Here is a 14425-nt window from a genome sequence, read left to right as displayed (position 1 = left end):
TTGCTGGTACTCTGATTAGATCCAGTTTTAATCAGTTAATGGTGCCAGTTTGAGCAGCCCCGATTTTGCCGACTTAACCCTGGACCCCAGGCAACCATTACAAAGCCAGCTATACCGCAGCCTGGTGGAATGGATTTGCAGCGGACGTCTCGCAGCAGGGAGCAAGCTCCCCTCCTCTCGCAGACTATCCTCCACCCTGAATATCAGCCGCAATACGGTCACACTGGTGTTAGAGCAGCTCAAAGCAGAGGGCTTTGTTACCAGCCATGTCGGACAGGGCGTTTTTGTATCCAGTACCCTGCCCGCTTACGTACAGAAACCACAGCACCAGGCATGGCATTCCCAAGGCTCCGATAGTACAGCTCCCTTACCAGGACTCTCAGCCCTTGGCCAAAAGCTGCAGACTGCAACGGCATTTAAAACCGACAGCGGCGTATCTCTACCTTTTTCACCGGGTATACCGGATCTCAATGCCTTTCCTTTAGCTATTTGGTCCAGACTCTACAGGCGCCATAAAGATAGGTTTCCACTGCTTGGCTATGGGCACAGCCAGGGCCATCCACCCTTACGCCAGGCATTGGCAGAATACCTGCGCAGCTGCCGCGGAGTGCTCTGTGATGAAGACCAGATCATCATAACCAATGGCGCCCAGGAAGCCTTGAGCCTGTGCGCACAAGTGCTACTTGGCCCCGGAGATACCGCCATCATGGAAAACCCTGGCTACCGCCGCGCCCGCTGGGTGTTTCAAGCCTGCGGCGCCAGGTTGGCATTGGCCGAATTGCAAAGCGGCTATTTAGACGTGGATGCACTGATCAAAAGCCAACTGCACGGCAAAGTCCTCTACACCACGCCAACCCATCAGTACCCCATGGGCGGAGTCATGCCTGCCAGTGAACGGCTAAAGCTGTTGGACTGGGCCAGCAAGACGCAATGCTGGATTTTAGAGGATGACTACGACAGCGAATTTTCCTTTCAGCACAAACCTGTCGCCGCTCTCCAGGGAATGGCAGAGCATACCCCGGTTATCTATATGGGCAGTTTCAGTAAAAGCCTGCAGCCCGGCCTGCGTTTAGGTTACATGATCGTTCCCAAACCCTTTGTACAGGCATTTGCTCGAGCAAAGGAAATACTCTCCGGCCACTCCCCCCTACTTGCCCAGGCGGTTGTTGCCGACTTTATTGACGAAGGACACTTCGTACGACACCTGCGCAAAATGCGCATCAACTATCGGGAAAAATGGCTGCATTTTTGCGACTTGGCACGAGATAAACTGGAACCCCAGGCGCAACTCATCGCAAGTAGTGCCGGAATGCACTTGGTACTCGCCACGCCCGGCAGGAATGACCTAGAACTATCAAAGCAATTAGCCGAACACCGCTTCGGTAGCACGCCACTTTCTTTTTTCTATCCCGACAAATCATTGAACCATGGCCTGGTATTAGGGTTTGCCAATACCAGTAAACAGCAGAGAGAGGACTGTATAGATCTTCTGCAGAGTTTTTTAACACACTCATTCAGCTAGCCAACTTTCAATATCATTATTATTGGCAACAGCATTTCTATGCTATGACCAGTAGAAAATACTGTTAGTGTATCTCCTATATACACTCACCCCGCATATGCCAGGCCAGCCCTAGCCTGAAGTTATCCACACTTTCCTATTGCCGATAAAGACAACAACTTGGATGGATACACGCTGAAATAGCGAACTTTTTTTGGCACAAGTATTGATCTATGGGGGTCGAATTCAACTAGGCTGGGTTTATGCACAATTCCAGCCAAACTTTAGATACTAGCCAAACAAAAGCGGCAACCACGCCAACTGCATGGCTAGCTATGATAAGCCTTTTTTTAGGCGCCGCTTGTATCCAACTAGTCATTATGCGCTACCTGAATGGCGAGATGGCTCCGCAGGCCTTTGCAGCCGTATTAGAGCAGCTTATTCGAACAGAAAAAGCCCCCGCAGCCATTCAATCTTTAGCAATATTTTTCACCCCGCACATCACCAGCCTGACCTACTCACTGCATTTTGCCATTCTACTTGCCGGGGCACTCTTAATATTGCGGATATTAATGCCCCTAGGCGCCCTACTCATGTTTGTGAGCTTCATAGTATTATGGGGCTTTACTTATATGGGCGAAAATAGCTGGTTCTTTGAGTTTTTATCACCGGCTTTATATGCATTAGTCTTGGCGGTAAGCAGCTGTAGCTTCACCTCAAACATTCAGAAACCATCCGATCAAGCCTCATCCCATCCAACGCCCTATCACCAGCGTCTATTGGGCAGTATTCTGGCACCCGATATAAGCTTTTTGTCCTGGTGTCTCTGGGTGATTGTGGCATCTAGCGTGTTGTTCGCGATATTTTTGATGTCGTGCAACGGCGGCAATCACATACTTCTAGCCAGCCTTTTATCCAGTATCACCATTGCCGCCCTAGCAATACTTTCAAAATTTTTAGACCGATATCGCATAGTCTTACAGACAGAACAATCCAATCTGCTGGTAGGGCGTTGGATTAACCTGTTCACCATCACCATAGGTGTTATGTTGATTTTCCAGGTTTATGAAGACAGCTTACTGAACTGGTTTACCGTAGAGGGCTATAGAGGGCTGGTGAACTCCTATGTAGAATACGGAAGCACCCCGCTATGGTTTCGCAATGCATTAGCCTGGGTTGCAGAGCATGCCAATATTTTTATGCCCATTCAAAGGGTTTTCGAAGTCTCTGCCGCAATCTGTATGGTCATATTAGTTTTTCGGTTCCCTATTGTTCTATTAACTACCGGACTATTCGCCATTCTCTCCTTTACCGAATTTGGAGTAACCAATGTTTGGCCCCCAACCCCTGGCAAGCCCCCGGCCTGGGTGTTTGAGCTACTACTCACAACTTTAGTGAGCTTAACCTGTGGCCTTTATTATCTTTTTGATGCCTTAAAATACAAATCCTGGCGTTACTGGATGCTTGGTTCCAAGGTGTTTGAATCCATATCTAAGCTGGATAAATATCTATTGTTTATCTTGTTTTTTATCCTGGAGATAATTGTATTTTCAGTGACCCCATCCAGCAAAGAAAACGATATAATAGCATTGCACTTGGCAGCACTCACACTGATTCCTTTATTTTATATATTGATACTTATAGATATTTATAGAAAAGACAGCACAAAACACTAATCATCAATCCGACTTAATCTTGGTCAAACTGATAAGCGTCCATTCGCGGCTCTCTACTCTTTTATCCACATGATTTATCCACACAAAAATTTAGCACAGGAATCAGAAAAACCTAAACCAAAGGTTTGGATAAAAATCCAACATCAAAAACAGGTTACTAAAGAATTAAAAGCTTGTTAAAGCTGAGCACAGCATTTCTATATTAAAAAAACAGACAAACTCTGAGCCATACAACTTGGTTGTCAATAGAGGCTTATCTTTATTACTTGAAACCAAGTTAGAAAAATTAAGCTATTTATTTAAAAGACACCCCACCTAGGATTTCTCTACAATTTATTTCAAAATTTTAAATACAGTTTAGAAAGGAAGACATGGACATTACTTGCCATGCCCTAACTTTAAAACTAAACCAAAATATGATTCAAGAGATAACTTAGCACCTCATCATCTTCGACAACTAATCTTTCAAGTAAATCAAGATGATCACGATTATTTGCAATAATAAAATGACAGGGATTTCCGGATTTTAATAGCTTTTCTTGATACTCCTTTGTCTGACGAAAAAACTCAGGAGTATCAAATTCAGGTACTATTAAATGTAGTGGACAGAGCTTTCTACCTTCACTTAGCGGCATTAACTGTGGGCTTACCTTCTCCGCCGACTCCATTGACATATTAATCGTGTCATTGACAAAGCTATTGACCAGTGGACGGATATCGAAAAGTCCAGCCAGAGAAAATGCGCCTTTGAACTTATCTTGCGTAGATTTTGAAATATCAAACTGGCTCCAATCTGTCTGATGCAACATCCCTACTAACTGACCACCTGCCGAGTGCCCCATCAGGTAAACTGCAGGCGTACCTCTTAGCTCTGCTTCCTTAAGTACCTTAGCCATTGCATACTGTGTCTGTTTTACTATGGACTCCATAGGCACGCCATTATTCCAATCCTGGGCCATACGATAACCAGGCATATAAACAGCAATCCCTTTTCTATTAAAAGGCTCAGCCAGAAAGGAAAACTGCTCTTTTGAGAACCATTGCCACCAACCTCCATGGATATAAATGACTATGGGTGCATCTTCAGCAACATTCTCAGGCCTAAAAATATCCATTGAACCTGAAAATTCCCCTTCCCCAAAACTAACTGTTTGCAGTCCACCTTTGATCGCCTGTCGGTAATTGGAGCTGTGACTCTCTGTGAATTCTACATGAGCTGGTAACAATTTTTCTGGTGGCAAACGATGATTCCACAGAGTTGGATTGTACTGTTCGTCAGTTTTTTCCCGGGTAAAACTATTCCAATATTCGTTCATGTTATATCCTTTCACTTCGTATTTTTGTCCAAGGCTTCAAAATGGTCCTCACGCAGGCGCATAGTGCCGTCCTCCTGGAGAACCCAGAGCTCCCGTGTAATTACCCCTTGCGCGTTATTCATTCTCCAGTTGCTGGAAAGTACGGTTGAAGAGTCATCTACTGCCTCGATTTTTGTATCCAGATAAGTCACATCTGAGAACCCCTGAGCCACAAGGTTTTCCCAGAAAGCCTGTATCTGCTCCCGCCCCTGGAATAGCCCAAATGGCTTGGCCATCATTTGCGCATCTTTTTCGTACATAGAAGCGCAGCCTTCTGCATTTCCTTGGTTGAAAAATGACTTCCAACGCTCGCTGGCCATTACAGTTTTTTCAATTAATGCCTTATTCATATCAGATTCCTCTTCACGATATTAAGCATTCTCGTTCTGCAAGCATATTGCCTCAGTCACCGCCTTTTGATAAACATCCATAAAGTTAAATTAGTGTTTAGCAAAATTAAACAATGAAACCCTATTTAGAGGATATGCAAGTATTTCTAGCTGTTGTTAAAGTGTGCAGTTTTACGGCAGAGGCTAATAGCCTGGCACGTACTAAACCGGCAATAAGCCAGACGGTAACCCAACTGGAAAAAGGTCTGGGAATAAGGCTACTATACCGAAGTACCCGAGCGCTCTCGTTAACGTAAGCAGGCACGCAGTTCTACATTCCTTGCTATAAAATCAGAGATATTTATAGCACTGCCCTGGCAGACTTAAAAAGCACCTGTGAAAAACTCTCGGGGACACTGACAATTACTGCGTCTCACGCACTTTTCGAGCCGGTTATTGTTCCAGCCAGCTCACAGAGCAGCATACACAGCTTAGTGTTCGATTACTCGCTAACGATACCCCTATCGACCTGATTGAATACCAGGTAGATATTGCAATTCGCCTGATCAGCCTGGATTTGCAGTCAACCAAAGTATCCGATCTAGGTGTGCTCCGTGAAAGCCTTAATCCGAATAGAGAGTAAATAGATAGGCAAGGTAATTTATTAGAGAATCTCTATTATTTACGCCAATGGAGTCATATCGCCAGTGGCTAGCAGTGAATTCTGGTTAAATATAAGTTGCCTAATACAGATACAATACGAGTCACACCAAAGTCCGCGGTAACTCTTTGCGCAGTATTTTTCAAATAACAGAAATGGGCTTGGAGATTGCGAGGCAAGCGGATATTACCGCAGCTAAGCTCGTCAAAGAGGGGGTTCTGGAAACAGTAACAACAGTAGACTTAGCACCAATTCACTATATAGACTTTCAGCGAATGCTCAGTACTTCGTTAAAAGCATTAAGTAGACTACAAGCCAGTTAAAGGAACATACGGGTGTAACGCTACATCATGAAATGATCTATCAGCTAATTTACTTAGATCAGACAATTGGTGAGGACTTATACAAGTATCTTAGGAGTGCATCAAAGTCCCATCGTAAGTGCTACGGTAAGTATGATCGACACGGAAAGATCAAAAACAAAGTGTACATAGATGATCGACCAGCTGTTGTAGACCGAATGAATCGGATTGACGGCTGGGAAGGTGATACCGTTATAGGCAAGAGCCGTGGCGGAGCTTTGCTGAATATGATTGAGTACCAAAATTATTTACTGTTATTGTCAGATTGACAGGCAAACGATCAGGCTTGCTGGCTGAAGCAGCAGTTAGCCACATGGTGAGTTTTAAAGAAAAAATCAAAACAATTACCATTTGACAATGGTCTTGAATTCACTGGTCATACAACGATTGCAGAAGGCTTGGAAGCTGATATTTATTTTACTCACCCATACTCATCTGGAAGAGGGGAATTAATGAAAACATTAACGACCTCATTCGGCAGTATTTCCCAAAGAGTACCTACTTCAATTAAGTAACAGAAGAGCAGATTCAATTTGTAATAGATCGCCCAAATAGTAGACCAAAAGCGAGTTGGGGTGGAGGGTCTCCGAATGAGCTATTAATGGGGCTGTAAGATTATCTTCTTACAGCATGGAAGTATTGCAGCTATTACTTGAAACCAAGAAGCAAGTAATATTTAGCAACAACCACTCAAACACCCTAATCATAACATGGTCGGACAAGTATCAAGCTTCATCCCATCCAACGCCCTATCACCAGCGTCTATTAGGCAGTATTCTGGCACCCGATATAAGCTTTTTGTCCTGGTGCTCTGGGTGATTGTGGCATCTAGCGTGTTGTTCGCGATATTTTTGATGTCGCGCAACGGCGGAAATTACATACTTCTAGTCAGCCTTTTATCCAGTATCACCATTGCCGCCCTAGCAATACTTTCAAAATTTTTAGACCGATATCGAATAGTCTTACAGACAGAACAATCCAATCTGCTGGTAGGGCGTTGGATTAACCTGTTCACCATCACCATAGGTGTTATGTTGATTTTCCAGGTTTATGAAGACAGCTTACTGAACTGGTTTACCGTAGAGGGCTATAGAGGGCTGGTGAACTCCTATGTAGAATACGGAAGCACCCCGCTATGGTTTCGCAATGCATTAGCCTGGGTTGCAGAGCATGCCAATATTTTTATGCCCATTCAAAGGGTTTTCGAAGTCTCTGCCGCAATCTGTATGGTCATATTAGTTTTTCGGTTCCCTATTGTTCTATTAACTACCGGACTATTCGCCATTCTCTCCTTTACCGAATTTGGAGTAACCAATGTTTGGCCCCCAACCCCTGGCAAGCCCCCGGCCTGGGTGTTTGAGCTACTACTCACAACTTTAGTGAGCTTAACCTGTGGCCTTTATTATCTTTTTGATGCCTTAAAATACAAATCCTGGCGTTACTGGATGCTTGGTTCCAAGGTGTTTGAATCCATATCTAAGCTGGATAAATATCTATTGTTTATCTTGTTTTTCATCCTGGAAATAATTGTATTTTCAGTGACCCCATCCAGCAAAGAAAACGATATAATAGCATTGCACTTGGCAGCACTCACACTGATTCCTTTATTTTATATATTGATACTTGTAGATATTTATAGACAATACAAAAAATTAATTATCAACCAGACTTAATCCTGGCTAAACTGATATCCAGCAATACATAACTCCTCCCCCTCTCACTTGAACATTTTATTTTTTAGAAAAAATCACAAAAAACACAATGTGGGGATTAGAACAACATTTAATAAAGGTTTATATAATAAAATACCAATATCGAAAACAGGATTCTCGAGAACTAAAACAATGAATGAAATACCTTACCTTAAAGCCTATGACACAAATAGATTTATAGTACCCTGGCTATCCATTCCACTTACCATCTTATATGCCCCAATCGGGATAAGCCTTGCATTTATTCGAGCTTTACTTATCCTTTTCATGTTATTTATCATTCCCAGAATTTTCTCTCACTATAAAAGAAAAGTACCCAGCAAATATTTCAAAATACTATTTCGAATCTGTGGATTTATATTCATCTCTCGTGGAAATAAATTACTGAAGAAATTTAAGTCTGGAATCATCATCTGTAACCATATTTCTCTATTGGATTCACTTTTCTTTGTAGAAAGGGGAGTTGGTGTTGTAGCCACACACCTAAAAGACAAGAGAGTAAACAAGGTATTTTCATTATCAAAAGAACTATACCCGTCAATCTTAGAAGTAACTGGCAACGGGATTGATAAAAATATCATCAACTACTTATCAGAAAACAAAAATAACAAAGTAGTAATATTTCCGGAGGGGACTATTGGAAATGTACGCACAGTACACAAGTTTCAGAAGTACCCTTTTAGAATTGCGGGTGAAGTACTGCCTGTTTCAATTAATATAAAATGGTCTTTCTTTATCAATCCGCATCCTTTGGGTGCGAATCACAACATTAATATGTTGTGGTTTTTATTTATACCTTTTGTTGTATTTGAATACCGTATACTCAATTCCACAAAGAAAAAAGATGGTGAGCCGGTATCAGAGTATTCCGCGAGAATCAGAGATCTTATTGCAGAAAATATTGGTGCTTTAGGTGTTCAAAACACATTTAAGCATAGGGCTCAACTAGAAGATATTTAGCTTTAATTGACAGAGCACGGTAAAGAAAATGCGCGGAGAGTAGTCTATTTCAAGACTACTCTCCGCAAAACCTATAATAAGCTGCTTTGTTAGCCTCACTATTCGTGAACTAATAATAGTTCACACTAGCCAATCAACCTCCCCTTCAAATTAAATTACTCCCCCTCAGGAAAGTCAGTCGAAACTGAATGGTGAAGCCACTCTTGCAGCAAGGCTTTGTCTGAATCATGCTTTTCTTTGATAGCAGCAACAGTATCACTACCCAAAGGCAAGCGTACCGGAGGATTCGACGCGCTAGCTAACTTCATGATGACATCCGCCAGTTTTGCCGGGTTACCCGGTTGCTTGCGACTAATATCGTTAGCCAGTTTACGCACAGCACCTGATGTCTCGGCATAATCGTCGATGACTTTAGGGCTCACGGCTAATGAGCTTGAATCAAGGAAGTCAGTTCGGAAGTACCCCGGCTCAATAGCCGTAACATGGATACCAAGTGGTGCTAACTCCGCGTATAAAGCTTCTGTCAAACCTTCCACCGCAAATTTGGTGGCGCAATAGACACCGAAGCCCGGTCCACTTTGATAGCCTCCGATTGATGAGAAGTTGAGAATGTGGCCAGATCGCTGCTTCCGCATATAAGGGAGAACCGCTCGTGTGACATTTAAAAGACCAAAAACATTGGTGCCAAACTGCCCTTCTACTTCTTTAGCGGTGGCTTCCTCGACTGCACCAAGAAGCCCATAGCCGGCATTATTGACAAGTACATCAATACGACCAAAGGTATCTATAGCTGTTTTTGCCGCCAAGTGGGCCTGATCTTCATTAGTAACATCAAGTGCCACAGCGATCAGGTTCGGGTTAACCCCAAAGCGGTCAGTAATCGCCTCTGGCTTACGCGCAGTTGCAACCACGCAATCGCCCTGCTCAAGTACTTTTTCAACAATTAATGCCCCAAATCCTCTCGATGCACCGGTTATTAACCATACTTTTTTTTCTATCATTTCAATATTTCTTCCATATCCTAGATTAGTTGTAGAACGTTAATGCCTCTATTGTATCTTTTTGCTTAGATCTTAATCCAACAGCAATAAAAATTTGTCAGCTAGCACATGGTATATAAATCAACTCTCCAAAAAGGCAAACACCACCAGTCTCAAGTACTAGGAAAATTAAAAAAGGGCCTACAGATGTAAGCCCTAAAGTAAATCAAGTAGTTATTTGAATTACTACCATTGAATTTTCATTTATCTTATACTTCTTCCTAATTGGTACACTGCTCTTCATCCGTTTCCTCATCATCTTCATCACAAACTATCTAAACTTCAGGTGGAATCTCTGTAATGGTCCATATCTCGGATGAAGCATCGTCACAGCTAACCTTACCAAGCCGCCAACCGCTTGTTTGAGAGCTATAAGATTGAGGTATTAAACAATATCCGGTATATCTATTTTTAATTTTATAAAAGTGAGTACCATTAGCAGATTTAAATGGCCCAATAAAATCCCAGGTAGTATCATGGTCTTTAATTTTACGTGGAGCTATACTGTCGTATCCTAACCCCAGATCCCAATCAGCAATATAGAAGTTTTCTTTGCCAGTATCAGTATCCACTATTAAATAACCCCCATTATGATTTTTGACCGCCATTCGACAACCATAATGTGAATATCCTGCCGGAGATTGAGTTCCTGGGCTATTCCCCACATAATCACTAATACATCCGCCAAACTCTGACAAACCATCTGGAGATAACTTTATAAGGCTTCCACTTAACGCAGTGGGTAATACCATCGTCTCAAGAGACCAGAACTCAACCTGGTCAGAATCAAATACACACTCTATGGAAACTAGAGAAGAATTATCATAAGCAAGACATTGCTCAGTATCACGATTGATCAATCTAAAAATACCATTCTTATCTTGATCTAAGAGGTCCCAGGTGGCGGAATCTCCAAGCCCACTGTAAAAGGCAATATCATTACCGCCTCGATCTTTCAGATTCTTATTATCAGTGTGGCTAGTTATTCGATAGCCACCGTTATACTTCACAACCTCATAAACTAAGGCATCAATATCACAGTTAACTTCTCCTGAGCCAGGAACTAAGCAGACGTCTTCAGGTGCGTGACGTAAACTTACAAATGGTCCATGATCTGGCACAGAAACACCGTTAATATGCCAGAGCTGAGTGCCATCACACTCTTGTACTGTGATTACCGAATCCTTACCGCCGACTAAGCATCTTCCCGTTTTTTCATTATAAATTTCATGATAAGCATCAAGTATTGAGGCTTTTCTAAACTTCCAGACCGTTTGTTCGTTCTCATTATCTAACGTCGTAACGCTGTATTTACTATCTCCGCCGTCATCTGCGAAATGCCCATTATCCCATATGCGGGTAATTGTGTATCCACCACCAAACGGCCTAATCATAAAATCATTGGCCTGTGAATCACAATAAACCGCCGTATCCATAGTATAACGCCAATCTAAACAGTAATTACTAGGCACATACTTAAGTCTTACGCCGCTATATAAAGGGAAGCTAGTTTTATTATAAAACTCTGTTAACTCTACATCTAGACTAGCTCTTTGCGCATCTATATGATGGTTTTGCCAATCCCATGAATCCACCATAAACGTGAGATTCCGAAAAGATCTTTTCATTTCAGGCTCAGCTGAGTAAATACTACTACTCAGTGCATCTTCTATAAGATTATCACGTAATTGCTCACATCTATTTTCACCTAGGGTGCGAACCTCATTACCAGTAAGTGTATCCGTGTATGAATACCAATCCCGCCCCTCATAGGCGCATTCGGTTACAAATGCCGCCCTCTGTTCACCTAATTTCGAATTTTCAAAATCAAATGTAGCGTTAATGAGACCAGGAATATCGCTATTTTCAATAACTTTTATACCAATATAATCTAATGCCTTATTATATGAGTTAAAGGCATTAATATTTTTTATACGATTAAATGTCTCGTACGTATCAAGACCGTCATTACATTCATTAATAAAACCCTCAGGATCAATTAAGTAGTCATTTACAAATAAACTACCATTGACAATATCATCCAATAAAAGTGGGGAAACAAACTCAAAACGATCTAAATCTTTCCAATACGAGGACACACCATTTCGATGACAGTAACGATTCCATTCATTCCTATGTAGTAACTCCATCTGAATGGTAGCAATAAACCCTGGTATGAGTTTGGTATTCATTTCAGCATATTCAGCCGTAGTAATACCATCATCCAACTTATCAATTATTTTATTCCTGATTTTTATCGCTATTTTATGTAAAAAATTAGCAGCATCATCGTGATATGCGTAATTCCCTTCAGTTGCAATGTTTTGTTTAATTGCTCCGACTTCAGCTTCGAGCTCTTCAAGCTCTGTTGTCAAATAGTCTGTCTCTAGATCAGTGATACGATAATCAAGCTGCTCTAGACAACCAACCAATAAAGGATCGGCCCCCGGCGTTGTTTCTTCTTTTATTCCGCCTTTTACTGCACTATAAATAAACGGATAGATTTTTGCAGCAGTTGAAAATGCATCATTTGAACCTAAAGCCGCAGTTAGAAAATTATTTGCGAGCAATATTCCTACACTTTGACTATCATAACCAATAGCCGAAGACGCCTCGGTCGAAGCATAATCGTAACAAGCGCCGCTTAAGCCTGTTGCGCTGGCAGATTGGTGTGCAAACGCCAGTGCAACACCCATGCATAGCGCTAATTTCTTTCCCAAAGTATTCATTTTACCCTTTCCAAAAAATATATTTTAAATTGCTATTGCTATAAATAGCAGTAACAATTTAGCCAAGATAATCCAAATTATTAAGAGCCAGTTCTGGAAAAACTATAGTGCCAGTTTGAGAAGGTGGGCATACTCTTCATTTTGTAAGGAAAGAGACAATTATACGAAACTAGTTTCACCTGAAATCATTGCTTTAGGTAATCATTCACTACACCAAAGTCATCCAGCGCCAAAGTCATCCAATGACAAAAAATAAAAGCCCTATTTACCTGGGTACAAGAGTATAAACTTTGTTTTTTTGAAATAGCCCACGATTTAAGCCACATTCGGCTCATTACTTCGAGTCGAATGTGGATAATTATATTAAAGCTGATAGACTCCGTTTTTGTATTTATCATGGTGCAAGTGGTGAGTGCTCCAGATTTTTCTGATTTATTCCTCGATCGAAAGAGGCCCTTACAGGAACAGCTCTATCAATCCCTGATAGAGTGGATAATTAGTGGCCGGCTCGTTAAAAATTCCAAATTACCCTCTTCACGAAGGATGTCTGAGAGCCTAAAGATCAGCCGTAACACAGTTATTCATGTTATAGAGCTGCTAAAGAAAGAAGGGTTTCTGCTTAGTAAAGCAGGAAAAGGGGTTTATGTTTCTCAACATTTACCCTACTGTGCAATGGAATTAGAGCCCTCCTCTCCTCCGAGTGGGCACTTTTCTGAATTTTCCTTGCCAAAATTATCAGATTTTAATGAAGCTATGAAATCTCGGCCTAGGCTTAAGTCACGCTGGCCTACCCTTCTTCCTTTTTCACCTGGAGTGCCTGATTTAAAATCTTTTCCATTTTCTATTTGGAATAAAACATACCGGCAACATCAAGATAGAATACCAATTAGTGGATATGGAGACCCTGCTGGATATTTAGCCCTAAGAGAAAGGCTCGCAGAGCATTTACTAGCCTCTCGGGGCGTTCGCTGTACATCGGATCAAATTATTATTACCAATGGAAGGCAGGAGGCTTTGAATATATGCGCTCAAACAATATTAAATTATGGCGATACTGTATTAATGGAGAACCCTGGCTATAGGGGGGCCAGGTTCGCCTTTAATACCAAGAATGCAAAGGTAAATTTGGTTGGACTGAAAGAAAATCGCCTGGATGTAGATCAATTAATACAAGAAAACTTAAATGCAAAGCTTATTTATACAACCGCAACCTATCAACATCCGATGGGTGGTGTACTTCCACTCAAAGACAGGAGAAACCTTTTAGATTGGGCAGAAAAATCTAATTGTTGGATACTAGAAGATGAAGCCAACAGTATATTTTCATTTGAAGAAAAACCCATCGCTGCCCTGCAAGGCATGAAGAAAAATACTCCGGTTATATTTATTGGCAGTTTTTGTAGAACTCTGTTACCAAGCTTAAGACTGGGCTATCTCATAGTTCCAGAATCTGTGGCCCCATCTTTTATTGATACCAAGTCCATACTTTCAGGACCATGTAATTTACTTCATCAGGCAGTATTGGCTGATTTCATTAACGATGGGCACTATGTTCGACATATCCGCAGAATGCAAGAAAACTATAAAGGGAAATGGGCACATTTTTGCGAATTGATTCGGACTCATTTAGAGCCAGATATTCAACTTATTAAAAGCAGCGCGGCTATGTTTGTAGTTATTACTACACCTGGATATGATGATACTTATCTTTCAGAGAAGCTCATTGAGAGAGGTTTTGGAAATGCACCACTCTCTCTATCCGATGCTAAAAAGTCAGGAGTATCCGGCCTGGTGTTAGGATGCGCCAATACAACCCAGCTACAACGTCAGCAGCTTGTAGAATATTTGGCGAAATTTTTAAAAAGCATGAATATTAAAGGTGCCTCCCAATAAACTTAATACCGACTCACTAAAAAGAACGCGTTTTTAACTTTAAATAAGTATACTAGCTAATAAAATTATTATTTGCGTTAGGTCATTGAAATAATGATTGCTGTCGATAATTTTTATACTTATGTAATTTAATAATAATTCGAGGTTAATTTCTATGCATCAAGAACGCAAATGTAAGAACAATGTCCGATTAAAAACGCTCGCATC

Annotated in this window: 10 protein-coding genes and 1 pseudogene; 7 read left to right on the top strand and 4 right to left on the bottom strand. The window is 41.5% G+C overall.

Going from position 1 to position 14425, the window contains the following annotated elements:
- Window positions 1–49 precede the first annotated feature (49 nt).
- Both pdxR (ACJJI0_RS19980) and ACJJI0_RS19975 read left to right on the top strand, forming a co-directional pair.
- Window positions 50–1522 (top strand): MocR-like pyridoxine biosynthesis transcription factor PdxR, encoded by a 1473-nt coding sequence (gene pdxR / locus ACJJI0_RS19980; protein ID WP_444883928.1) that lies wholly within the window; start codon window positions 50–52, stop codon window positions 1520–1522.
- 314 nt (window positions 1523–1836) lie between these two features.
- Window positions 1837–3177: a hypothetical protein gene (locus tag ACJJI0_RS19975; protein WP_444883927.1), complete on the top strand. Its 1341-nt coding sequence runs from the start codon at window positions 1837–1839 to the stop codon at window positions 3175–3177.
- Window positions 3178–3581: 404 nt separating this feature from the next.
- On the opposite strand, the gene ACJJI0_RS19970 is transcribed toward ACJJI0_RS19975, so the two are convergent.
- Both ACJJI0_RS19970 and ACJJI0_RS19965 read right to left on the bottom strand, forming a co-directional pair.
- Window positions 3582–4493: an alpha/beta hydrolase gene (locus tag ACJJI0_RS19970; RefSeq protein WP_444883926.1), complete on the bottom strand. Its 912-nt coding sequence runs from the start codon at window positions 4491–4493 to the stop codon at window positions 3582–3584.
- 11 nt (window positions 4494–4504) lie between these two features.
- Window positions 4505–4882: a YybH family protein gene (locus tag ACJJI0_RS19965; RefSeq protein WP_444883925.1), complete on the bottom strand. Its 378-nt coding sequence runs from the start codon at window positions 4880–4882 to the stop codon at window positions 4505–4507.
- A gap of 113 nt (window positions 4883–4995) precedes the next feature.
- Here ACJJI0_RS19965 and ACJJI0_RS19960 point away from each other — a divergent pair, with 113 nt between their 5' ends.
- From ACJJI0_RS19960 to ACJJI0_RS19945, 4 genes and pseudogenes are all read left to right on the top strand, one after another.
- On the top strand, window positions 4996–5178 hold the full coding sequence (locus ACJJI0_RS19960; RefSeq protein WP_444883924.1) for a helix-turn-helix domain-containing protein: 183 nt from the start codon (window positions 4996–4998) through the stop codon (window positions 5176–5178).
- Window positions 5179–5841: 663 nt separating this feature from the next.
- A pseudogene (locus tag ACJJI0_RS19955) lies at window positions 5842–6497 on the top strand (IS30 family transposase); the annotation flags it as partial.
- A 220-nt stretch (window positions 6498–6717) separates the two neighbouring features.
- The gene (locus ACJJI0_RS19950; protein ID WP_444883923.1) at window positions 6718–7557 is read left to right on the top strand and encodes a hypothetical protein; all 840 of its coding nucleotides are present in this window, start codon (window positions 6718–6720) and stop codon (window positions 7555–7557) included.
- A 90-nt stretch (window positions 7558–7647) separates the two neighbouring features.
- Window positions 7648–8556 carry a 1-acyl-sn-glycerol-3-phosphate acyltransferase gene (locus ACJJI0_RS19945; RefSeq protein ID WP_444883922.1) on the top strand — a complete coding sequence of 303 codons (909 nt, stop codon included), beginning with the start codon at window positions 7648–7650 and terminating at the stop codon, window positions 8554–8556.
- Between the two features lie 155 nt (window positions 8557–8711).
- Here ACJJI0_RS19945 and ACJJI0_RS19940 read toward each other — a convergent pair whose 3' ends face one another.
- Window positions 8712–9557: an oxidoreductase gene (locus tag ACJJI0_RS19940; RefSeq protein WP_444883921.1), complete on the bottom strand. Its 846-nt coding sequence runs from the start codon at window positions 9555–9557 to the stop codon at window positions 8712–8714.
- 314 nt (window positions 9558–9871) lie between these two features.
- Window positions 9872–12325 (bottom strand): hypothetical protein, encoded by a 2454-nt coding sequence (locus ACJJI0_RS19935; RefSeq protein WP_444883920.1) that lies wholly within the window; start codon window positions 12323–12325, stop codon window positions 9872–9874.
- 408 nt (window positions 12326–12733) lie between these two features.
- Between ACJJI0_RS19935 and pdxR (ACJJI0_RS19930) the strand changes: the two genes are divergently transcribed.
- Window positions 12734–14218 carry a MocR-like pyridoxine biosynthesis transcription factor PdxR gene (pdxR, locus tag ACJJI0_RS19930; protein ID WP_444883919.1) on the top strand — a complete coding sequence of 495 codons (1485 nt, stop codon included), beginning with the start codon at window positions 12734–12736 and terminating at the stop codon, window positions 14216–14218.
- The last annotated feature ends 207 nt before the right edge of the window (window positions 14219–14425 follow it).

The organism is Microbulbifer mixtoriginis (SeqCode) (assembly GCF_052466695.1).
The sequence above is the reverse complement of the archived record's forward strand: the minus strand, read 5'-3'. Positions and strand labels throughout refer to the sequence as shown.

What these genes read in the sequence shown, in the direction of transcription:
- ACJJI0_RS19975 (WP_444883927.1), top strand. Translation starts at nt 1,837, where the DNA reads ATGATAAGCCTTTTTTTAGGCGCCGCTTGTATCCAACTAGTCATTATG.
- ACJJI0_RS19970 (WP_444883926.1), bottom strand. Translation starts at nt 4,493, where the DNA reads ATGAACGAATATTGGAATAGTTTTACCCGGGAAAAAACTGACGAACAG.
- ACJJI0_RS19960 (WP_444883924.1), top strand. Translation starts at nt 4,996, where the DNA reads ATGAAACCCTATTTAGAGGATATGCAAGTATTTCTAGCTGTTGTTAAA.
- ACJJI0_RS19935 (WP_444883920.1), bottom strand. Translation starts at nt 12,325, where the DNA reads ATGAATACTTTGGGAAAGAAATTAGCGCTATGCATGGGTGTTGCACTG.
- ACJJI0_RS19965 (WP_444883925.1), bottom strand. Translation starts at nt 4,882, where the DNA reads ATGAATAAGGCATTAATTGAAAAAACTGTAATGGCCAGCGAGCGTTGG.
- ACJJI0_RS19940 (WP_444883921.1), bottom strand. Translation starts at nt 9,557, where the DNA reads ATGATAGAAAAAAAAGTATGGTTAATAACCGGTGCATCGAGAGGATTT.